At 37.9% G+C, this 22,952-nt stretch carries 11 protein-coding genes, 2 tRNA genes and 3 rRNA genes; 13 read left to right on the top strand and 3 right to left on the bottom strand.

Annotated features, from left to right (window positions below; genetic code table 11):
- Positions 1-31: 31 nt before the first annotated feature.
- Positions 32-2,197 (bottom strand): M3 family metallopeptidase, encoded by a 2,166-nt coding sequence (locus M2306_RS17420; RefSeq protein ID WP_259188742.1) that lies wholly within the window; start codon positions 2,195-2,197, stop codon positions 32-34.
- A gap of 1,227 nt (positions 2,198-3,424) precedes the next feature.
- Here M2306_RS17420 and M2306_RS17425 point away from each other — a divergent pair.
- From M2306_RS17425 to M2306_RS17460, 8 genes are all read left to right on the top strand, one after another.
- A 16S ribosomal RNA gene (locus tag M2306_RS17425) occupies positions 3,425-4,942 on the top strand.
- Between the two features lie 71 nt (positions 4,943-5,013).
- Positions 5,014-5,087, top strand: a tRNA-Ile gene (locus M2306_RS17430).
- Between the two features lie 87 nt (positions 5,088-5,174).
- Positions 5,175-5,248, top strand: a tRNA-Ala gene (locus tag M2306_RS17435).
- A gap of 122 nt (positions 5,249-5,370) precedes the next feature.
- Positions 5,371-8,249, top strand: a 23S ribosomal RNA gene (locus M2306_RS17440).
- A 116-nt stretch (positions 8,250-8,365) separates the two neighbouring features.
- A 5S ribosomal RNA gene (gene rrf, locus M2306_RS17445) occupies positions 8,366-8,475 on the top strand.
- The 16S, 23S and 5S rRNA genes sit together here with 2 tRNA genes alongside, the layout of an rRNA operon.
- Before the next feature lie 380 nt (positions 8,476-8,855).
- Positions 8,856-12,119 (top strand): AsmA family protein, encoded by a 3,264-nt coding sequence (locus tag M2306_RS17450; RefSeq protein WP_259190750.1) that lies wholly within the window; start codon positions 8,856-8,858, stop codon positions 12,117-12,119.
- 95 nt (positions 12,120-12,214) lie between these two features.
- Positions 12,215-12,805 (top strand): peptide deformylase, encoded by a 591-nt coding sequence (gene def, locus M2306_RS17455; RefSeq protein WP_002987451.1) that lies wholly within the window; start codon positions 12,215-12,217, stop codon positions 12,803-12,805.
- The gene (locus M2306_RS17460) at positions 12,795-13,616 is read left to right on the top strand and encodes a tetratricopeptide repeat protein (RefSeq protein WP_259190749.1); all 822 of its coding nucleotides are present in this window, start codon (positions 12,795-12,797) and stop codon (positions 13,614-13,616) included. The genes def and M2306_RS17460 overlap by 11 nt, the downstream gene beginning before the upstream one ends.
- Here the strand turns inward: M2306_RS17460 and M2306_RS17465 are convergent.
- Both M2306_RS17465 and M2306_RS17470 read right to left on the bottom strand, forming a co-directional pair.
- Positions 13,613-14,287 (bottom strand): response regulator transcription factor, encoded by a 675-nt coding sequence (locus M2306_RS17465; protein ID WP_115091578.1) that lies wholly within the window; start codon positions 14,285-14,287, stop codon positions 13,613-13,615. The two genes, M2306_RS17460 and M2306_RS17465, sit on opposite strands and share 4 nt — an antisense overlap.
- Positions 14,280-15,608: a sensor histidine kinase gene (locus M2306_RS17470; protein WP_259190747.1), complete on the bottom strand. Its 1,329-nt coding sequence runs from the start codon at positions 15,606-15,608 to the stop codon at positions 14,280-14,282. Before M2306_RS17470 ends, M2306_RS17465 begins: the two co-directional genes overlap by 8 nt.
- Positions 15,609-15,732: 124 nt before the next feature.
- Here M2306_RS17470 and M2306_RS17475 point away from each other — a divergent pair, with 124 nt between their 5' ends.
- The 5 genes from M2306_RS17475 (at position 15,733) to M2306_RS17495 (ending at position 22,939) form a co-directional block, all read left to right on the top strand.
- Positions 15,733-18,102, top strand: coding sequence for an outer membrane beta-barrel family protein (locus M2306_RS17475; RefSeq protein ID WP_259190746.1), 2,370 nt, complete (start codon positions 15,733-15,735; stop codon positions 18,100-18,102).
- A gap of 161 nt (positions 18,103-18,263) precedes the next feature.
- A complete protein-coding gene (locus tag M2306_RS17480) occupies positions 18,264-19,736 on the top strand; it encodes an SLC13 family permease (RefSeq protein WP_115091575.1) in 1,473 nt (490 codons plus the stop codon).
- A 483-nt stretch (positions 19,737-20,219) separates the two neighbouring features.
- Positions 20,220-21,446: a contractile injection system protein, VgrG/Pvc8 family gene (locus M2306_RS17485; protein WP_259190745.1), complete on the top strand. Its 1,227-nt coding sequence runs from the start codon at positions 20,220-20,222 to the stop codon at positions 21,444-21,446.
- A 3-nt stretch (positions 21,447-21,449) separates the two neighbouring features.
- Positions 21,450-22,160, top strand: a complete 711-nt coding sequence (locus tag M2306_RS17490; protein WP_259190751.1) for a phage baseplate assembly protein V — start codon at positions 21,450-21,452, stop codon at positions 22,158-22,160.
- Complete coding sequence (locus M2306_RS17495; protein ID WP_259190744.1) at positions 22,160-22,939, top strand: hypothetical protein; 780 nt, start codon at positions 22,160-22,162, stop codon at positions 22,937-22,939. The genes M2306_RS17490 and M2306_RS17495 overlap by 1 nt, the downstream gene beginning before the upstream one ends.
- The last annotated feature ends 13 nt before the right edge of the window (positions 22,940-22,952 follow it).

Raw genomic sequence — 22,952 nt, forward strand, 5'->3', positions numbered from 1 at the left:
AAGTCAGAGCAAATCGCTCTGACTTTTTTTGTTAGATTTTAGCATCTAATTTATTGTTGTTTTTAAAAGTGGTTTTTTGATCAAACCCTTTCATTTTTAAATAAGCATCAATGGTAGCATCTTTTCCTCTAAACTCGCGATACATTTCATCTGATGGTTTTGTATTTCCTTTTGATAAAATCTTATCTCTGAAGATTTGACCATTTTTACGGTTCATTCCGCCGTTGTCCATCAACCATTGGAAAGCATCATTGTCTAGTGTTTCTGCCCAAGTGTACGAATAGTACCCTGCTGCGTAGCCTCCTCCAAATACGTGATTGAAGAATGAAGAGCGGTATCTTGGGGGTACTGTAGCTAGATTAATGCCGTATTTTGCTAAAGCTTCTTGTTCAAATGTAGCTACATCCTTAATATCAGCTGTAGAAGAAATCGTATGCCATTCCATATCTAATAAAGAAGCACTTAAAATTTCAGTTAAGCCATACCCAATATTAAAGTTTTGAGCTGCTTTCATTTTTGCAATTAAACTCTCTGGAATTACTTCTCCTGTTTTATAGTGCTTTGCATAGTTGGTTAATACCTCAGGTAAAAAAGCAAAATGCTCGTGGAACTGTGATGGCAATTCAACAAAATCACGCGATACACTTGTACCAGCAACAGTTGGATAGGTTACATCTGATAAGAATCCATGAAGTCCATGTCCAAATTCATGGAACATTGTGATTACTTCATCTGGAGATAAAAGTGTCGGTTGACCTGCAGCAGGTTTCTGGTAGTTACAAACATTGTAAACAACAGGAGCTTGGTTTAATAATTTTGATTGCGTTACGATATTACTCATCCATGCACCTCCGCGTTTTGATTCACGTGCATAAAAGTCAACGTAAAATAATCCAATCGGACTTTTATCTTCATTGAAAATTTCAAAAACACGTACATCTTCTTGCCAAACAGGAATATCCTTGCGTTCGTGGAATGTAATTCCGTATAGTTTTTCAGCCATATAGAAAACACCCTGTTCCAATACAGCATTCATCTCGAAGTATGGTTTTACTTCATTTAGATTCAACGCGTATTTCTGTTCTCTAATTTTTTCAGCATAATAATCCCAATCAGCTGCAGTTAAAGTAAACGGATCAGCTTCTTTGTTGATTAAGTCTTGGATTTCTTTCGCTTCTTGTGTAGCTGAACCAACTGCATAAGGACTTAATTGATCCATTAATTTTTTTGCTTGATCTGGTTTGTTCGCCATACTTCCTTGTAGGCTCCATTCCGCATAGTTTTTGAAACCTAATAATTCCGCTTTTTCTGCACGTTTCTTTGCAATCGTAATTAAAGTTTCTCTAGTATCATTGTCATCTCCTTTTTCTGTGCGATTCCAACCTGCATCAAATAACTTTTTGCGTGACTCTTTTTTGTGTAAAGAAGCAGCAATTGGTTGTTGCGTTGTATTATTTAAAGGAATTGCGTATGTTCCATCTTCCTGTTTGAATGCTTCTAGTTCAGATTCACTCAACCCATCTAATTCCTCTTTCGTGAATATAACACTTCCAGATTTAGTAGCAGCTAATAATTGATCCCCAAATTTTGTGGTAAGTGAAGCCAATTCCTGATTCAATTTTTTCAGTGTTTCTTTTTGTTCCGGTTTTAAGTTAGCCCCAGAACGAACAAATTCTTGATAGTATACATCAAGTACACGTGCTTGTTCACTCGTTAATCCCAAAGAAGCTTGTTGATCATGTAATTGTTTTACTCTTTGAAAAAGAGCATCATTCAGGTAGATCCCATCGTTATGTGCGGCAAACTTTGGAGATAATTCTTGGTTGATAGCTTTAATCTCATCATTGGTATGTGCACCTACTAATAAATGAAAAACAGAACTCACGCGTTTCAATAAAGCACTAGACTTTTCTAATTCTGTAATTGTATTGTCAAAAGTAGGAGCTTCTGTATTTGCAGTAATCTTGTCGATGGCTTCTACTTGACGACGCATCCCTTCTAAAATAGCAGGCTTAAAGTCTTTGTTTTTGATTTTTTCAAAATCGGCTGTTTGATAAGGTAGTGTACTCTCAGCAAAAAAAGCATTGCTTTCATCCCAATTTGGATTTGCATCAGCTTGATCTGGATTTTGCTTACACGACATACTAAATAAAGTTATACCAGTTAAAGTACCTACAATAGCTTTTTTTACATACATAATAAGTAAAGTTTAAAAATATGAAGCTCAAAGATAAAAATATATTATTAGGATTAAGAAGAACAGGGGAGGAGGAAGGCTTTTTGTTGCTTTTTTGTTTTTTGTGAAGTTGCTTGATTATCTTTTTATAGGGGCACATGGCAATGTGCCCCTACCTATATATAAGGAGAGCATCAAAATAAAAAATATCTTTTCCCCGCCCGTAGGGGCACATTGCCATGTGCCCCCATGCTCGAACCACCTTTTTCAAAAGAAAATCTTCTTTTATCAGATGCATTCCGCAAAAGCGCCTCTTGCAAAAAGGCAAAAAAGCGTTTACCTACATATAAGGAGAGCATCAAAAAACAAAAAATATCTTTCCCCCGTACGGGCACATGGCAATGTGCCCCTATGCTCGAAACACTTTTTTCAAAAGATATTCTTCTTTTATCTGATTCATTCCGCAAAAATGCCCCTTACGAAAAGGCAAAAAGCGTTTATCTATATATAAGGAGAGAATAAAAACAAAAATATCTTTCCCCCGTACGGGCACATGGCCATGTGCCCCTATGCTCGAAGCACCTTTTTCAAAAGAAAACTTTCTTTTGCTTGATGCATTTTCCAAAAAAGCCCCTTGCAAAAACGCAAAAAAGCAACATCATCGCTCCACGCGATCCCAAACCATGAAAAAGTCAAAAAAAACTTTTAGATGTAACGTGTATGATAATAGCGAGTTGCGACAATTATCGAAAATACTTTTAAAAAAAGGTTGCGTAAAGTTTGGAAGTGGCGAAAAAGGTGCTACTTTTGCATCCGCATTAAACAAGCAGACGTTCATAGAAAAGCAGTAGAAAAGACTTGAGATTAGCTAAAAAATATTTTTAAAAATAAATTTGGATAATCGAAATAAAGAGTCTTATCTTTGCAGTCCGCTTCAGTAAATACTGGGGTTAGCGAAAAGGGATGAAAAAATATTTTTCAAAAAAGTTTTGCTAATTCAAATAAAGTTTTTACTTTTGCACTCGCTTTGGTAAACAAGGGATGACGAAAAGAGGGAAAGAAAAAAATCTAAATTTTTTTTGTCAAATCAAAAAAGTTGTTTACTTTTGCACTCGCTTCGAAATTTAAGTAGAAGAGAGTTTGAAACACGATCATAGACATATTGGACAACAGCATACAAAATAAAGAGAGTAAGGTGATTTTAGGATCACGAATAAACTAGCTAACTTTTTACAATATTAAAAATATACGATGAAGAGTTTGATCCTGGCTCAGGATGAACGCTAGCGGCAGGCCTAACACATGCAAGTCGAGGGGTATAGAGAGCTTGCTTTCTAGAGACCGGCGGATGGGTGAGTAACGCGTATGCAACCTACCTTTTACAGGGGAATAGCCCGGAGAAATTCGGATTAATGCTCCATGGTTTATATGAGTGGCATCATTTATATAATAAAGATTTATCGGTAAAAGATGGGCATGCGTATCATTAGCTAGTTGGTGTGGTAACGGCATACCAAGGCGACGATGATTAGGGGTCCTGAGAGGGAGATCCCCCACACTGGTACTGAGACACGGACCAGACTCCTACGGGAGGCAGCAGTGAGGAATATTGGTCAATGGAGGCAACTCTGAACCAGCCATGCCGCGTGCAGGATGACGGTCCTATGGATTGTAAACTGCTTTTGTACGGGAAGAAATGTAATTACGTGTAATTATTTGACGGTACCGTAAGAATAAGGATCGGCTAACTCCGTGCCAGCAGCCGCGGTAATACGGAGGATCCGAGCGTTATCCGGAATTATTGGGTTTAAAGGGTTCGTAGGCGGTTTAGTAAGTCAGTGGTGAAATCTTATAGCTTAACTATAAAATTGCCGTTGATACTGCTAAACTTGAATAGTATGGAAGTAATTAGAATATGTAGTGTAGCGGTGAAATGCTTAGATATTACATGGAATACCAATTGCGAAGGCAGATTACTACGTACTTATTGACGCTGATGAACGAAAGCGTGGGTAGCGAACAGGATTAGATACCCTGGTAGTCCACGCCGTAAACGATGGATACTAGCTGTTCGGTTTTCGGACTGAGTGGCTAAGCGAAAGTGATAAGTATCCCACCTGGGGAGTACGTTCGCAAGAATGAAACTCAAAGGAATTGACGGGGGCCCGCACAAGCGGTGGAGCATGTGGTTTAATTCGATGATACGCGAGGAACCTTACCAAGGCTTAAATGTAGATTGACAGGTTTAGAGATAGACTTTTCTTCGGACAATTTACAAGGTGCTGCATGGTTGTCGTCAGCTCGTGCCGTGAGGTGTCAGGTTAAGTCCTATAACGAGCGCAACCCCTATTGTTAGTTGCCAGCGGGTCATGCCGGGAACTCTAACAAGACTGCCGGTGCAAACCGTGAGGAAGGTGGGGATGACGTCAAATCATCACGGCCCTTACGTCTTGGGCTACACACGTGCTACAATGGCCAGTACAGAAAGCAGCTACCAGGCAACTGGATGCGAATCTCAAAAACTGGTCTCAGTTCGGATTGGAGTCTGCAACTCGACTCCATGAAGCTGGAATCGCTAGTAATCGGATATCAGCCATGATCCGGTGAATACGTTCCCGGGCCTTGTACACACCGCCCGTCAAGCCATGGAAGCTGGGGGTACCTGAAGTCGGTCGCCGCAAGGAGCTGCCTAGGGTAAAACTGGTAACTAGGGCTAAGTCGTAACAAGGTAGCCGTACCGGAAGGTGCGGCTGGAACACCTCCTTTCTAGAGAAAAAAAGAGGTTGGTTTATTTACTCTCGCTGTTTGTTCAAATAAAAAAAATAAGTAATATACAGAGTCTCGTAGCTCAGCTGGTTAGAGTACTACACTGATAATGTAGGGGTCGGCAGTTCGAGTCTGCCCGGGACTACTAAGTATTACAAAGGAAATTCTAGAGGTTAGTTAAACCGTTGAAAGTTACTGTTGACTGTAAACTGTTAACCTGTAACCTTATAATGGGGGATTAGCTCAGCTGGCTAGAGCGCCTGCCTTGCACGCAGGAGGTCATCGGTTCGACTCCGATATTCTCCACAAGAACGCAAGTTCAAAACGATCATTGACATATTGTAACGACAAATACAGTTAGATAGTAATAGTAATATTATTATTTTAATAAAAATTTATAGAAAGTACGATTCGAAAGAATTGTAAGCACATAAGCAAAATAAGGGCGTATGGGGAATGCCTAGGCTCTCAGAGGCGAAGAAGGACGTGATAAGCTGCGAAAAGCTACGGGGATCGGCACACACGACTTGATCCGTAGATATCCGAATGGGGCAACCCACTATGTTGAAGACATAGTATCCGAATAGGAGGCGAACCTGCTGAACTGAAACATCTAAGTAGGCAGAGGAGAAGAAAACAAAAGTGATTCCGCTAGTAGTGGCGAGCGAACGCGGAATAGCCCAAACCAATGTTGTTACGGCAATATTGGGGTTGTAGGACCACGATATTTCTTGCGGATTGAATTAGAATTACCTGGAAAGGTAAACCGAAGAGGGTGATAGTCCCGTATAAGTAAGAGAAGATAAGGATAGTGGTATCCTGAGTAGGTCGGGGCACGTGAAACCCTGATTGAAACTGGCGGGACCATCCGCTAAGGCTAAATACTCCTGAGAGACCGATAGTGAACCAGTACCGTGAGGGAAAGGTGAAAAGAACCGTGAATAACGGAGTGAAATAGATCCTGAAACCATACGCCTACAAGCGGTCGGAGCCCCTTTGTGGGGTGACGGCGTGCCTTTTGCATAATGAGCCTACGAGTTACCGTTGCTGGCAAGGATAAGTGATTAAGTCATGGATCCGTAGCGAAAGCGAGTCTTAATAGGGCGCTTTAGTCAGTAGTGGTAGACGCGAAACCGTGTGATCTACCCATGGGCAGGTTGAAGTTTAGGTAACACTAAATGGAGGACCGAACCGTTTAACGCTGAAAAGTTTTCGGATGACCTGTGGGTAGGGGTGAAAGGCCAATCAAACTCGGAAATAGCTCGTACTCCCCGAAATGCATTTAGGTGCAGCGATGATCATAGTTACTTAGAGGTAGAGCTACTGATTGGATGCGGGGGCTTCACCGCCTACCAATTCCTGACAAACTCCGAATGCTAATTAATGATAATCATCAGTGAGGGCATGGGTGCTAAGGTCCATGTCCGAGAGGGAAAGAACCCAGACCATCAGCTAAGGTCCCCAAATGTATGCTAAGTTGAAAAAACGCGGTTTGATTGCCCAGACAGCTAGGATGTTGGCTTGGAAGCAGCCATTCATTTAAAGAGTGCGTAACAGCTCACTAGTCGAGCGATCGAGCATGGATAATAATCGGGCATAAGTATACTACCGAAGCTATGGATTTACGTTTTAAACGTGAGTGGTAGGGGAGCATTCTATCGACGTAGAAGCCGTATTGTGAGATATGGTGGAGTTTATAGAAAAGAAAATGTAGGCATAAGTAACGATAAGGGGTGCGAGAAACACCCCCGCCGTAAGACTAAGGTTTCCTGAGCTATGCTAATCAGCTTAGGGTTAGTCGGGACCTAAGGCAGACCCGAAGGGGGACGTCGATGGCCAACGGGTTAATATTCCCGTACTACTAATAATTGTGATGGAGTGACACAGTGATGAAAGCACCGCGAACTGACGGAATAGTTCGTTGAAGCACGTACCTATATTCCCTATAGTAAAATGCGTAGGGGATGGAGAAATGCGATAGTACTCAGCGTTTTCGAACAACGAGATAGTGTGCCTAAGGGCTGTCAAGAAAAGCTTCTAAACTTAGATTATTAGTACCCGTACCGTAAACCGACACAGGTAGTCGAGGAGAGTATCCTAAGGCGCTCGAGAGATTCATGGCTAAGGAACTAGGCAAAATAGACCTGTAACTTCGGGAGAAAGGTCGCCAGCGCAAGCTGGCCGCAGTGAAAAGGTCCAGGCGACTGTTTATCAAAAACACAGGGCTCTGCAAAATCGTAAGATGAAGTATAGGGCCTGACACCTGCCCGGTGCTGGAAGGTTAAGAGGAGATGTTATCTTCGGAGAAGCATTGAATTGAAGCCCCAGTAAACGGCGGCCGTAACTATAACGGTCCTAAGGTAGCGAAATTCCTTGTCGGGTAAGTTCCGACCTGCACGAATGGTGTAACGATCTGGACACTGTCTCAGCCATGAGCTCGGTGAAATTGTAGTATCGGTGAAGATGCCGATTACCCGCAGTGGGACGAAAAGACCCTGTGCACCTTTACTATAGCTTAGTATTGTTCTTGGATAAGTGATGTGTAGGATAGGTGGGAGACTTCGATCCTGCGTCGCCAGGCGTAGGTTAGTCATTGTTGAAATACCACCCTTTGCTTATTTGAGATCTAACTCTGCACTGCAGAGGACATTGCTTGGTGGGTAGTTTGACTGGGGTGGTCGCCTCCAAAAGAGTAACGGAGGCTTCTAAAGGTTCCCTCAGCACGCTTGGTAACCGTGCGTAGAGTGCAATGGCATAAGGGAGCTTGACTGGGAGACTAACAAGTCGATCAGGTACGAAAGTAGAGCATAGTGATCCGGTGGTTCCGCATGGAAGGGCCATCGCTCAAAGGATAAAAGGTACGCCGGGGATAACAGGCTGATCTCCCCCAAGAGCTCATATCGACGGGGGGGTTTGGCACCTCGATGTCGGCTCGTCACATCCTGGGGCTGGAGAAGGTCCCAAGGGTTGGGCTGTTCGCCCATTAAAGTGGCACGCGAGCTGGGTTCAGAACGTCGTGAGACAGTTCGGTCTCTATCTACTGTGGGCGTTAGAAATTTGAGTGGATCTGATTCTAGTACGAGAGGACCGAATTGGACCAACCTCTAGTGCATCTGTTGTCTCGCCAGGGGCATCGCAGAGTAGCTACGTTGGGCAGGGATAAGCGCTGAAAGCATATAAGTGCGAAACCCACCACAAGATGAGATTTCTTTAAAGAGCCGTTGAAGATGACAACGTTGATAGGCTATAGATGTAAAGGCAGTAATGTCATAGTCAAGTAGTACTAATAGCTCGTAAGCTTATGTGTACTCCCTCTACTAATAAGTAGAGGGAGGGCAACTTTCTAAAATGAAATAAGTATTTGTTACGTTATAATATACCGAATTAGTTATAGGATCCGAGAGGAATTTATAACAACCGCTTTAGGGTGGTTATTGCGGCGGGGCTCACCTCTTCCCATTTCGAACAGAGAAGTTAAGCCCGCTAGCGCAGATGGTACTGCCACATGGTGGGAGAGTATGTCGTCGCCCTTCTTTTGAAAAGCCTGATTACGTAAGTAGTCAGGCTTTTTTGTTTTATACCGGTTTGGAAAGACGTAGGGGCCAATGGCAATTGGCCTTCTTACATGATATATATTGTATCACAGTAAAATATCGTGATGAAACGCTGCACCGTAAGGGCCAATGGCAATTGGCCTTCTTACATGATACATATCGTATCGCAGTAAAATATCCTTATAAACGCTGCACCACAAAAAAACAAAAAAGCAAAACAACAAAAAAGCATTCCCACAATAATCGCTGTATGCGAAAAAAATATTTTTCTTTTTCTAAATGAATAAGATGTTCTAATTTTGTGTCTTAATTTGTGAAATAATATGTTTATTTGTACGCAATTTGTATAGAGTTAAAGTATGGGGTTTTCTGGAAAAAAAGTTGTTAAACGAATAGCTATTGCCTTAGGGGCTTTGGTTGTTTTTATTTTGGGGTTAATGTTGATTGTACCTGTTTTCTTTAAGGATACAATTAATGAAGAAATTAAAAAATTATTAGCGGATTCAATCGAAGGTGAAGTAGCCTTTGAAGATATCAATGTATCATTTTTTAAGAATTTCCCTTATCTAACTGCAACTGTTGTAAAGCCTAGTATTGAAGGTGTTCAAGTTGATTCTCTACAACCAATGAAGTTATTGGAGGCTAAAGAATTAGGACTTGGAATTAATATGATGAGTTTAATGGACTCGAAGATTAGTTTTGATCGTGTGTTCATTGATTCTCCCGTGATTGATTTATTGGTTAATGAGAAAGGTGAAGCAAACTATATGGTCATGAAACCTACTGACGAGGTAGAAGATGACGATAAAGGGTTTGATTTACAGATTGATCGATTGGAAATAAAAAATGCCTTATTGCGTTATTGCGATGAAGCTGGTAATTTATATTTTTCTGCTGTTAATTTTGATTACTTAGGTAGTGGAAATATGAGTGAAGCTGTGTTTCAGCTGAAGAGTAAAATTCGCATTCACTCATTTGATTTTAGTTTTGATAATGTATTTTATGTCAAAGAGAAACCAATCTTGGCAGATTTAGAAACTTTAATTGATACCAAGTCATTAACTTTTGAATTTCAGAAAAACAATTTGAAAATTAAGGACTTATTGGTCAGCTTTATCGGGCGTTTTGGTTTTATTGAGAATGGGTACGATATGTTGTTTGATATCAATACAGAACAAGCAAGCTTAAATGAGCTTCTTTCTTTAGTACCACCAGAATACCAATCGTGGTTGGATCAAACAAAATTTGAAGGAGTTGTAGATGGAAAATTCAAGCTTGAAGGTAAGTTCTTAGCTTTGGATACGATTATGCCTTCGATTAACTTGGATTTGGCTATTGCTAATGGAGTTATTCAGCATGGGAATGTAATGGATCCAATTAAAGATTTGGCGTTGAAATTTCAATTTAAAATGCCTTCTTTGGATATGGAACAAAGTGAAGTATTGATTGATCAGCTCGATTTTTCAATCGCAGGACGCAAAAGTAACTTTACTTTACATACCAAAGGTTTTGAAAAACCAATTGTGCAAAGTGCAATGGATTTGAATATGGATCTTGATCTTATTCAACAAGCATTAGGAGTATCGGGATTCGATTTGAAAGGAGACTTGCAGCTGAAAGGTAACGTTGATGGACAATTCGCAAGAGGCGTTGTTGAAACGAGAACACTTCGTACTGTAAAACGCGATACTGTCATTACGAGTATTCCTACGTTTACTATTGATGGAATGATTCGCAATGGGTACTTTAAATTAGATAGCTTGCCACAAGCGTTAAAAGAAATAAGCTTTGATGTTAAAGCAGAAGGACCAACAGAAAAAATAAAAGATATTAAGTTGCGCATAGACAATTTGAACCTATTGGCGATGGATAATTTCGTTAAAGGGCATTTTGCGGTAAATAATTTGACTACGTATGATGTTGATGCTCGCATAGAAGCGAATGTTGACTTTGAGAATATTAAAGAGTTTATTCCATTTGATGAAGCTGTCTTACGAGGAAACTTCATGATTGATGGAACTGTAAAAGGAAGTTATGAACCTAAGCGCAAGCGTTTTCCTCTACTTAATACTGAAATTAAGCTGAATAATGGATACGTACAATTGAAGCGCTTACCAGAATTACCGATTGAAGATATTCAAATTCACACGATTATTAAAAGCTCTAGAGGTTCTATTAATGACTTGTCTATTGAGGTTTTACCAATTAATTTTAAAATTGCGAAAGAACCTTTCCAATTGGCTGCGAGTTTGTACAACCTAAATAATTTGAATTACAATATTCAATCCAAAGGGACAATTAATATTGGAGATATCTACAAGATTTTTAAAGTAGACGGTATCGATGTTCACGGGAAAATTATTACGAGTTTATTCTTAAAAGGATTACAAAGTGATGCGATTAAGGGCGATTTTGATAAATTGAAAAATGGAGGGAAATTTGAAGTAGATAATATTCGTATCCGTTCGGAGATGTTTCCTTACCCATTACATATCAAAAAAGGAGTATTTAAGTTCTTTAAAGAAAAGATGGGCTTCGAGAAGTTTGTGGCTACCTACGGTAGTTCAGAAATTAACATGAAGGGATATTTGACAAACGTTATTGATTATATCTTAAAAGAGGATACATTACAAGGAAAGTTCACTTTTGAGAGTCCTTATTTTAATGTAGATGAATTCATGATGTTTGATTCTAAAAGTGCTTCTGGAAAAGCTGCAACAGCATCTTCTTCTGGAACAGGGGTAATCCAAGTACCTAAGAATTTAAATATTCTTTTTGATGCAACCGCTCAGAAAATAAAATATACCGAATATAATTTAGATAATTTCACCGGTAGTTTATTGATTAATGCAGGAAAGATAGACCTTCAAAATACTAATTTTGGATTGATAGGAACAAAAGTAAATATGAATGGTACTTATGAACCTACTGGATTTAGAAAAGCGAAATTTGACTATGCGATTCAAGCTTCAGAATTTGATATTCAACGTGCATATAAAGAAATTACTTTGTTTAGAGAAATGGTCAGTATGGCCAAAGATGCCTATGGCCAAGTTTCATTAGATTATAAGTTGAAGGGAGATTTAGACAAAAATATGTTTCCTGTGTTTCGTTCTTTAGTTGGAGGAGGATCTTTGACTTTAGAAAATATTGAATTCAAAGGATTTAATTTATTTGGAGCAATTGCAAAAGAAACCAATACAAAATCTTTAGAAGAAGGAAAGGCAAAAGATGTTGAAATCAAGACAACAATTCAAGACAATGTCATGACGATTGAACGTACTCGTATGAAGATGGCTGGATTTAGACCTAGATTTGAAGGACAGATAAGTTTAGATGGTGAGATGAATATTGGGTTTAGATTAGGATTACCGCCAATGGGAATTATTGGAATCCCAATGAAGATTCAAGGAACTTCGGATGATTTTAAAATCAAATTGGGACGTTATAAACCAAGTGAAGTTTTAGGAAGAGCTACGGACGACGATGAAGAAGATGAAGATGAACAACCAGAAGCAGGCGAAGTAAATGGAGTAACGCCAGAAGGAGAAAGTACAGCTCCTACAGGAGAAACACCAAAAGAAGAAAAGCCGAAAGAAGAAACAGTAGTACCTGCTGTTTAAATTATAAAAAGCCAGAGTGTAATCTCTGGTTTTTATTTTTTTTGCTAACGTTAGAAATAGTATTTTTACTCCCTAGATTTCGAAATAAGACCGACATGACAGTAAGTAATTCCTTAACGACAGAAGAATTAGCCTTAATTTTTGAAGGAGATCAAACGCAACCGATGTATGTGTATCAGGATACTGTTCCTGCAGAACTACAAGTGCTTAAAAGCAATTGTATAGCAATCGATCCTCAAGATGCCAACGTGAAGATGTTAATTGCACGTATGTTTAAAACGGTAACGGACGGCGATCGTGCAGGTGTTGGTATTGCCGCTCCTCAAGTGGGATTAAATAGAAGATTATTCTTGGTGAAGCGTTTTGATAAAGCCAATGAACCATTTGAGTTTTTTATTAATCCTCAAATTACTTGGTATTCTGCTGTATTGCAACAAGGAGAAGAAGGATGTTTATCTATCGAAGATCGCTACGATGCTGTATACCGCAGTTTAGCTGTCCAAATTACGTATTTTGATTTGGAAGGGAATCACTATCAAGAAGTAGTAGAGGGTTATACGGCAGTAATTATGCAGCACGAATACGATCACTTGAATGGTATTTTGTTCACAGATCGAATTGAAGAACAAGAACAGCGCAAGTATGAGGATGCAACTTTAGAAACACCTTTGGTGTATGAAGTATAGCTGGTACCAAATAGTTTGGTTGATTTGGTTAGTAGGACTAGGAGTGACGGGATTTGCTCAAGAAACTCCTACGCATACTGACGTAATACTGTCTTGTCCAACGGACAACCAAGAAGTTAATACCTTGTATGAAATGGGTTTTTCTGCTTTAGAAAAACCGGAATACTACAATACGGCAGGAAGGATATTCTTTCAGATTATTCAACTCGATAAAAGCTTGTGTGATGCTTATTATTACACAGGAGTATCCTTGACCAAACAGGACAAAGACGATGCCGCTTATACCTATTTGTACTATGCGGATAGTTTAGCTACTCAGCCTACCTTGCCGTTTAAAATAGCTTTAGCAGAATCAGCTTTGCGTATTGGAAACGTTGGGTTAGCCCGAAAAAAATACGAAGAAATTAAAAGCGACTTTCCCAATAGCCCAGAAGGATATTATGGATTAAGCTTAACTGCCACTTCTATTGGTGATCTCGTAGAAGGATTGGTCAATACAGATCGAACTTTATTAAAATACAAGAATGCAGGTGGTTTAACGCCAACAAGAGAGCAAGAAATCTACCTTATTAAAGCAATTCTACTGCGTATGAATACGCAGTACGACAAGGCCATTGAATATTTTGAAAAGAGCAAGGAGCATTTTGGTACTACAACCGATTATCTAGCCAATTATGCGTTGACTGCTTATGAATTATATAAACAAACAAAGGAAGATCAATGGAAACAAAAAAGCCAACAAGCCTTGCTTCAAATCCAAGATAAAACCACTTTAAAAGACGATTTCTTTCAACAGTTCAGCTACGATTAACGCGCTAAGTTAATTTTAAAACCCACTCCGCGGATACTGCTAATCTGTATATTATCATCATCTGATAAATATTTGCGCAGGCGCGTTACAAATACATCTAAACTTCTTCCATTAAAATAATCTGCCGTTTGCCAGAGTTGATTCAAAATGACTTCTCGTTCCAAAATAGATTGGTCATGTTGGATAAAGAGCAAAAGCAAATCTCTTTCTCTTTCTGTTAGTTGATAGACTTTCTTTGCATGTTCCAAACGCAATAGAGTCGGGTTAAAGCTATAGATTCCCAAGTGATAGACAGTTGACGTTTCAATGGGTGTATGGCGCATAATATTGTCAATACGCAGTTTTAGTTCTTCGGGATCACAAGTTTTTGCAATATAATCTGCTGCACCTAATTTTAAACCCAGTAGACGATCAATATTTTGGTTTTTAGCCGTCAGAAATAAAAAAGGAATATTGGGGTGATTTTGATGTATTTCCTTGGCTAAAGTAAAACCATCTTTAATCGGAAGCATAATATCCAAAATAGCCAAATGAAAATGATGTTGTTGCAATAATTCAGCTACCTCTGTCGAAGAGGGTGTCCAAATCACATTAAAACCGCTAATTTCTAGATACTGTTTCACTACAGTGCCATAGTCTATATCATCTTCAACAAGGAGAATATTATGCATAAGGAATACAAATAATAAAGGTTGTTCCTACTGTTAATTTACTATTTACTTGAATACTGCCTTGGTATTTTTCAACGATTTGTTTCACTTGATATAAACCAATACCTAAGCCCAATGTATTGTGTACATTGTTGTGTATAATGCGATAGAATTTTCGGAAAATAAGGTTTAGTTCCTTTTTTTCAATTCCAATCCCATTATCTGAAACTTCAATATACAACTTATTTTCTTTGTGTTGAATGGCACAAGTAAGCTGCGTACCACCATATTTAATTCCATTTTCGACAAGATTCAATATCATCGTTTCCATGGCTGTTTGAGGCAATTGAATTTCTTCATCTGCCTGCCATGAAATTTTAAAATCAATCGCTTGATTTCTCAGTTTTAAATCTTCAATGAGCTGGGTGAAATTTGCATGAGTAAAAGGAAGTTCATCCGTGTCAGATACCACGCCCAATTGATTTTGTAAACGCTCTAGGCGATCAATTTGTCTTTGGATTAATGCTACAGTAGGAGAATCATACTCTTGTTTGAGGTTGTTGCATCCGTATTTTAAAGTAGCAATCGGTAGTTTAAATTCATGGGAAACATTGTCTACCATATTGTGTAAACTTAGCACTTCTTGTTCCTTCTTCTTAATTGTTTTATACGTAATGAAGTATAGAATTAAAATAAACATGCAGATGAAAAATGAGGCTAGTAATAGCGGAGCGAGTTCACGCAATGCAATACTATTGAAATTAAGTACTTCAATATACTTTTCTTGCTTTACAATAAAGTGATTGGAGTAATCTTCAGGGCAATCTACACAAGGTTCATCGGATTTATTTTTGCTGCTTTCTTCCACTTCCCATTCAGAAGAATTCACGCGATGCGCATGGCCAATTTTTTGCTCTGTTTCTAAGATTGTGACTGGAGCATTTAGAACATTTTCTTTGGTTGAATTAAGAATGACATGTGTCAAGTCAATTCGATAAGCCATCTTATAGCCCAAATCAGCAAAAGCACTATCTATTTTATGTGTAGCATCTTTGCTTGTCGATACAAAATAAGAAGCATGTTGTTCTTTAATTTCTTCTATAGTGGCTTTTTTCTGTAATAAGTCTAATACAGCATGATAAAGTACATTATCCTTTTTCTTTGTTTTTTTCTCAAAAGCAAGAAGGCTTTCTATTTCGTCAATTTTATCATGCGCAATTTTGTGCACTTCTTTTCTCTTCAAATCCAATACTTGAAGAAAATAGAAGACCATTATTCCAATCAAAAAGAGATAGAATAAACTAAAAGCGATGAGATAATACTTTGGTTTAGAATACTTCATACGTACAAATTTAGGTTAAAAATGTGGATAACAATTGCTCTAATTGCCATTAACCGTTCGTTAACCGTTCATTAACCCGCATCCAATTCCTTTTCCCTCATCTTTGCTTGAAAATAAAAAGTATATGATACGTATTGTTGTATTGTTTTTCTTATTGATGATGAGTATACTCGTTCAAGGACAGTCATCTACAGTTGTGAGAAAAGGTAAAGTAGTCGATGCTAAACAAGAGGAATTAGCTTTTGTTACTGTGTTATTAAAAGATGAGGAAGGACGTGTTGTTACTTCTTTTTATACCGATGACAAAGGAGAGTATCAAGTTGATTCAAAAGAAAATTTTAGTGTAATTGAATTTCAGTATGTTGGTTTTCAATCTCAAGTATTCCCTTTGACGGAAGGATTGCCTGCAATTGTCCATTTAGTTGAAGATAATGCCCTTTTAGAGGAAGTCGTTATCACAGCAAAAAGACCAACAATCAAACGCGAAATCGATCGTTTAGTGTTTAATGTACAAGATACGCCTTTGGCGACCACAAATGCGTGGGATATTGTCAAACAAACCCCAGGCGTCAATGCAATTGGAGATAACTTGAGTATCAGAGGAAGTCAAAGTATTTTGGTTACAATTAATGACAAGAAAGTAATGCTTTCAGGAGATCAATTGAAATCACTATTGGAGGGAACTGATGGTACACAAGTAGAAGCAATCGAAGTAATTACCAATCCACCAGCGAAATACGAAGCTCAAGGAAATGCAGTGCTTAATATTAAGCTAAAAAAGAATAATCTATTCGGATATAAAGGGAGTATTGGCGAACGTTTCAAGCAAACGACGTATGCCTATAATACGCTGAGTACACAACATACCTATACAGGAGAAAAAATTAATGTTTCGGGGAGCTACTCTTTTGGCAATGGTACTGGAGTGCGTTACAATGAAGATAATGTGTTTTATGAAAATGGAGAGCGATGGAGTAGTGTGATGACACGTAAAAACAAAATAAATGGACAACATAGTTTTCAAGCGGAAATGGATATCAAAGTGGATACCACATTTACACTTACATTTGGAGGAAATGGCTATATCAATGAAAAAAGCAAAGGCGATTATGAGATTCCTACCTCAATTTATAACCCAGAAAATATAATCGAATCATCATATACCACGCTCAATAAGAAACGATCAAATATGGATACCTATACAGGATATGCATTAGTGGAAAAGAAATTCAGTCCTTCAAAAAATTTGCTATGGTCCTCTTATTTTACGTATGATAATGAGAAAGACAATCAAGATGTACTGACAAAATTAAATTTCAAAGATCAACCTGAAGATCAGCGTTTCTTTGGTACCAAAGACAGACAACGTACGCGTTTGGCAGTTTCAGGTCTTGACTATAGTGTAGATAAGGAATCAACAAAATGGGAGTTAGGAGGAAAGTACAGCATTGTAAAAGCAACGTATTTATTAGACTTTTTTGATGGAGAAGTAGACGATTTTTCCCATAACCCAGAGAAAAGTAATGTTTTTGATTACCAAGAAATTAATTGGGCGGGCTATACCTCTGTAACAAAACAGTGGAAGAAATGGCAAGCAAAAGTGGGGTTGAGAGGAGAATATACGGGTATCCAAACCAGAAGTACAGGAATGGGAGCCAATAATCAATCGTATTTTAAATTATTTCCTACCGCTTATGTAAAATATGACCTCACAGATCAACAGCAATTGAGTTTGTCGTATAGTAAGCGCATTGATCGCCCTTCTTATTCGTGGATGAACCCAGCAAAAAGCTACTATAATTTATTCTCTTACTTTCAGGGAGATCCTGATTTGAAAGCAGCGATTAGCCATAACTTTAGTTTGAATTATACCTTTGATCAATTGAATATTGAGTTCTTTTACAACAAAGAGATTCATCCATCCATGGAAATTTCATATCAAGAAGATGCAACAAATATGTTGATTTATCACTATACAAATATTGATAAACGCCAATTAATGGGGATGGTTGCCAACTATTCCTATCAGATTTTACCCCGTTGGTCCGTTAGTTCTTTTCTCTATTTACAACAACAAGAAGATTATTTCTATGGAGTAGATAAAGAGTTACATAAAAATGATGCCTTTGTTTTTGGAGGTCGATTGAATACAACGGTAAATCTGGATAAAGAAAACAATTGGAAGGCGATGTTGACCTATAATTTTTACACGCCTACGGTACAAGGTTCTTTCAAAATTAGCGGTTATCAACGCACTGATTTTATTATGAGTCGAGAGTTTAATCAGAAGAAATGGTCCGCGAATTTATATGTCTATAATATATTTGGAAGTGACCGACAGATTATAAAAACACAATATGCTAATCAGTATAATTATTTCAAAGATTATATGGATACACAAGGAGTTGCCATTGGATTGCGCTATAATTTGGGGAATCAAAAGGTAAAATACAGCAGTAAAGAACTAGATATGCAAGAAAAAGATCGCTTGTAAATTGAATTAGTAAGGGAAGAAGGAAAGTCGTAAAGACTTTCCTTTTTTTATGTTGTTTTATTCGGGTTGATTTATGAAAAATATAAAGAACTTTATTTGTGTAATTGTTAAAATAAATTTCAGTTAGTTATTTCGTAGCTTTGTAAGGAAAATTGAACGCTATGGAATTTGATTACTTTGACCAGATTCGAAAAATACGAACTGGGATTCGCTTTTATAGTGAATTGTTAATAGAGGCCTCTTGGAATGTATGGAATATCAAAACACGTGTTGGTATTTTTTTCTTTTCCTTGCTCCTTGCTTTTCTTGGTACTTATTTCTTGACGCCAGATGTTTTTTCTGAGGCACAGAAGTATACCTTTTTTATTCTGATATTCTCGATTTTACTATGGGCTACTGAGGCGATTCCACCTTTTGCTGTGGGAATTATGATTATTGGTTTCTTAGTCTATACAATGGGAAATATAGAAGGAGCCACCATCTCTCCACAAGAGATTTCCTCTACCTGGTCTGATAGTGTAATCTGGATTTTCTTAGGAGGGTTTTTCCTCAGTGAAGGAATGCGAAAAACCAACCTCGATTTATCCTTATTTAAAAAAACGATCGCCTTATTTGGTTCGAATCCCAATAAATTAGTCCTCGGAATTATCTTAGTTACTTCGGTATTATCACTTATTATTTCAAATACTGCTACGGCAGCGATGGTTTTGGCTTCAGTTATGCCTTTAATTGAAAGAGAAGGAAAAGATTCGCCTATGTCTAAAGCCATTTTAATTAGTATTCCCGCCGCTGCAACTTTTGCAGGAATGATCAGTATGGTTTCTACTCCTCCTAATTTAATCGTTGTAGATGTGTTGAAAACCAAAGGCTTTACTGTAAACTTTACGCAATGGTTATTTTTAGGATTGGTTCCTGCAGTAATCTTATTAGCTGGGTTTTGGTGGGCAGTAGTGAAAAAGTACACTTCAAAAGTGAAAGGTTTAGACGTGTCTTTTGTCAATCAAGCGTTGGAAATGACGAATAGTATGCGCTTACAGCGTTTAGCTGTCATTGTAATTTTGGTGATAACTGTTGGTATGTGGATGTTTGGAACAAAGTACCATATTCCTACAGCAGGGGCAGCCATGATACCTATTATGTTCTTGCCGATGTTGGGAATCATCACAGCAGAAGATGTCCGTAAATTACCGTGGGATACCTTGATGCTTGTAGCAGGTGGTTTATCCCTGGGGATTGCAATTAAAGAGTTATTGGCTCCTTATTACTCCCAGTTTTTAGCAGGTGCAGAATTTAATGTGGTAATGATGATGATTGTTTTTGCAGTTATTACAGTTTTATTTTCCAATATTATGAGTAGTACCGCAACGGCAACGATTTTAATTAATATTGCTGCCATTGTATTACCTGCTGATCAATTATTACCTGTAGGGTTAGTTGTGGGACTTTGTGCATCTTGTGGATTGTTTTTACCCGTTTCTACTCCGCCAAATGCTATTGTATTTGGTACCGGTATGTTGAAACAAAAAGATTTTAGGTTAGGAGGTATGTTCGGCGCTTTTGTCGGAACGATTGTTATTATTCTATGGGTGCTGTTCCTACAAGAATTTACTAATTTTTTTGAGTATTTAAAGTAAATAGGAAATTCCTATTTTTTTAGTAGATAAGAACTAAAGCGCAAGGGATTCTATTCCTTGCGCTTTTTTTTTGAATAAAATCAATAATCCTGAAATAGATAGCTTTCAAGGAAACAAGACTTATTTCTATCAATAATCGAAGAAAGTAGTGTAATTACATATTCAAATCAAATATAGATCGCTTTTCCTCTACATTACGGTTTACTTTTTGATACTAAGATGAATACATACGTTTGGATTATGGTATGCTAGTTATACCCTTTTGGGCTTTTAAAATAAGAAAGTTATCCTTGTTTTTTTTAAACAGAATAAGGGCTCTTGCTTAGGTGATTTCAGATTTTATCGTGTAGCGTTATTAACTAAGTTCGTCAAATTGAATCACCAATAAGAGAATAAAAAGATCATTGCAATTGAGGTTTTAGGGTATCAAAGTCATTTTATCCATTCGTGTTATTTTATTAATCATTCAACACATAATACGCAATGAAGGATATGTTTTCAACATATACGGAATCGACAGAAGATTCTTTGTTTTCGACTAAACCCCTCAATAATAATAGTAATGCAACAGCAATTGCCAAACACTATATACCTGGGATACATCAATTAGTAGAGGTCAAATTTATAGTAGAAGGGAAAGAGCTGATTAACTATAAAAACTTTGAACTTACACAAAGTACACAGACACATCATGCGTTTACAGTATCGTTTAGTTCTGATTGCTTGGGAAACAAAGAAACGTATCAGATGGAAGAAGCCCAAGAATTATTAGGTAAAAATCTTTTGGTTTCTATTTGCTACAAGCATTTGGTAGACAAACCTGAGCGCTTTTTTTCGGGGGTTATTATGCAAGTAAGCTTTGACCAAGACCATGGAAATGAAGGATATTTGATTCTCAAAGGCAATAGTCCGACTATTCTTTTGGATCAAGCTCCCCATATGCAGAGTTTTGGAGGAATAACTCCTGTTTCATTGGATGATATTATCAATGAGATTCTCAATCAAGGGTATCATCAGAATCGATTTTTTCAGTCTGAAATAAAATTATCTAGGGGGATTCGTACGGCCTATAGTTGTCAGTATAATGAAACGGCCTATAATTATTTGGTGCGTTTAGCTGCTATGTATGGGGAACAGTTTTTTTATGATGGAGAAATTCTTCATTTTGGGGAGTTACCTCATGGAGGAAAACCTATTTCTCTAATTTATGGACGTGATGTTAGTCAGGTCGAAATACGCATGCAAGCTCGTCATGTCAATCGTGATTTTTATGGATATAACAGTTTTAATGATGAACACTTACATGCTGAAACTGAAACAGATTTAGACGTAAAAGGCACATTGGCTAAGTCGTCTTATGCGAGATCTAAAGAAATTTTTAAAGCTCCTTCATTACAACAAGCTCCATTGAAAGCTTCTACAGATCAAGATGTTTTATACGCACAACGAGGGGCAATTGGCAGTGAAGGAATTCAGGTATTTGTCACGACGGGAGTTACGACGATTCCTTTTTTATTTCCTGGGTGTGTAGTGGAATTAAACATGTTGCACCCCAATAAAAAAGTGAGTCGCCATTTCACAACTTTAGTTATTACGGATATTGAACATACCGTAGATGCTTTAGGGCAATATACTGGAAAGTTTAAAGCAGTAGATGCACAAACAGGGTATATTCCACAGGCTTTTTTTACTATGCCAATCACGGAGTAACAAATAGGTACCGTAGTTAGCAATGATGATCCCGAAGGGAAGGGACGGGTACAAGTGCAGTTTAACTGGCAAGACGCTAGTCAACAAACCGATTTCATTCGAGTAATGAGTGGAGATGCGGGGAGTAGTACTGCAGTCAAAAGAAATCGCGGTATGGTTTTTATTCCAGAAAAGGGTGATCAAGTCATGGTTGGTTTTGTCAATAATCACCCGAATCGTCCTTTTGTTCTAGGAAGTTTATTTCACGGTGGAACTGCTGCTGGCGGTGGACCAAATAACCAGATCAAGAGTATTCAAACGCGTAGTGGTCATACAGTAAAGTTTACAGAAGAGGAATCCATCGAAATTTTCGATGCCAGTGGAAATTGTATCGTACTTGATACTACTGGAAAAAGCATTACAGTATCCGCACCAGAAAATATCCTCCTTACGGCAAAAAATATTCAATTGCATGCCAGTGACAATATCTCAGCTACTGCAGGTGAGAATATTGTTTTACAAGCAGAACACAATATAGAACAGACCGCTGGTAGTGGGTTTAGTCTAACGGCTAAAGATAGTTATACCCAGATCAGTGCTCGCACAAGTTTAGAAACCAAAGAGTATTTCGTAACAAGTAAAGTAGGTCGCATAGAGGCAACCGCTGATAATTTACAACTATCCTCCAGTTTTGAAGTAGAAGTGCTCAGTACTAAAAAAGTAAAAATGTTTTAATGGCTACGGATAGGAATGTACAGGTGTATTTTTCTTTTTTAGATAAGGAGATAAAATATGAAGTTTTGAATCAGATTGTCCAAGGTAATAAACGACAAGCGATTCGCTATACTACAGCAATCAAAAAAGTAGAAGGATGGTTTGATACCCATTATATCATTACGCGAACGCCTCAAGTTCTCTCACCAATAGTAGATAATCCTTATATGGAAGCTATCATGTTGACGAGTTCATTATGGGATGAGTTAAAGCTCTCCATAAATAGGGATGGAGAAATAAAGAAAATTGTCAACCTTCAAGCAATACAAGATTATTGGACTACGGTATTAAAGTTTAAGCTTCTACAGATGTATACAGGTACCCGTATTTTGGGGTTAGTTGCCCAATTAGAGCAAGTTCTTATGAATGAAGAGCTGTTTCGTGCAAAAATTAATCAAGATTCCTTTTTTTATTATTGGATCAAGCACAATATAGGTGAGTACGTAAAAAATTACAATACGGGAAAATACACAAAAGTGGGAAAAACTAATCATCAGTATCAGATTGAACAAACAGAAAAAGGCAGAACGATACAAGGTAAAGGCAAGAAAACAGCTGCTGAACTAGACGAAATAAAGAGGAAATGGAAGTTGAATATAGAGGAAGAACTCGACTATGAAGAACAATGTGACAGTGTGTATGATTGCAATCAAGCGCTTGTTCAACTTGTCCAAAAAGAAAGATATACACAGGGAAGTAGTGTGCTATATGAGTCAACCATAATAATCACCAAAGTATAACGTAAGGAAATCT

It is taken from the genome of Myroides gitamensis, assembly GCF_029894455.1.
Classification (GTDB): domain Bacteria; phylum Bacteroidota; class Bacteroidia; order Flavobacteriales; family Flavobacteriaceae; genus Flavobacterium; species Flavobacterium odoratum.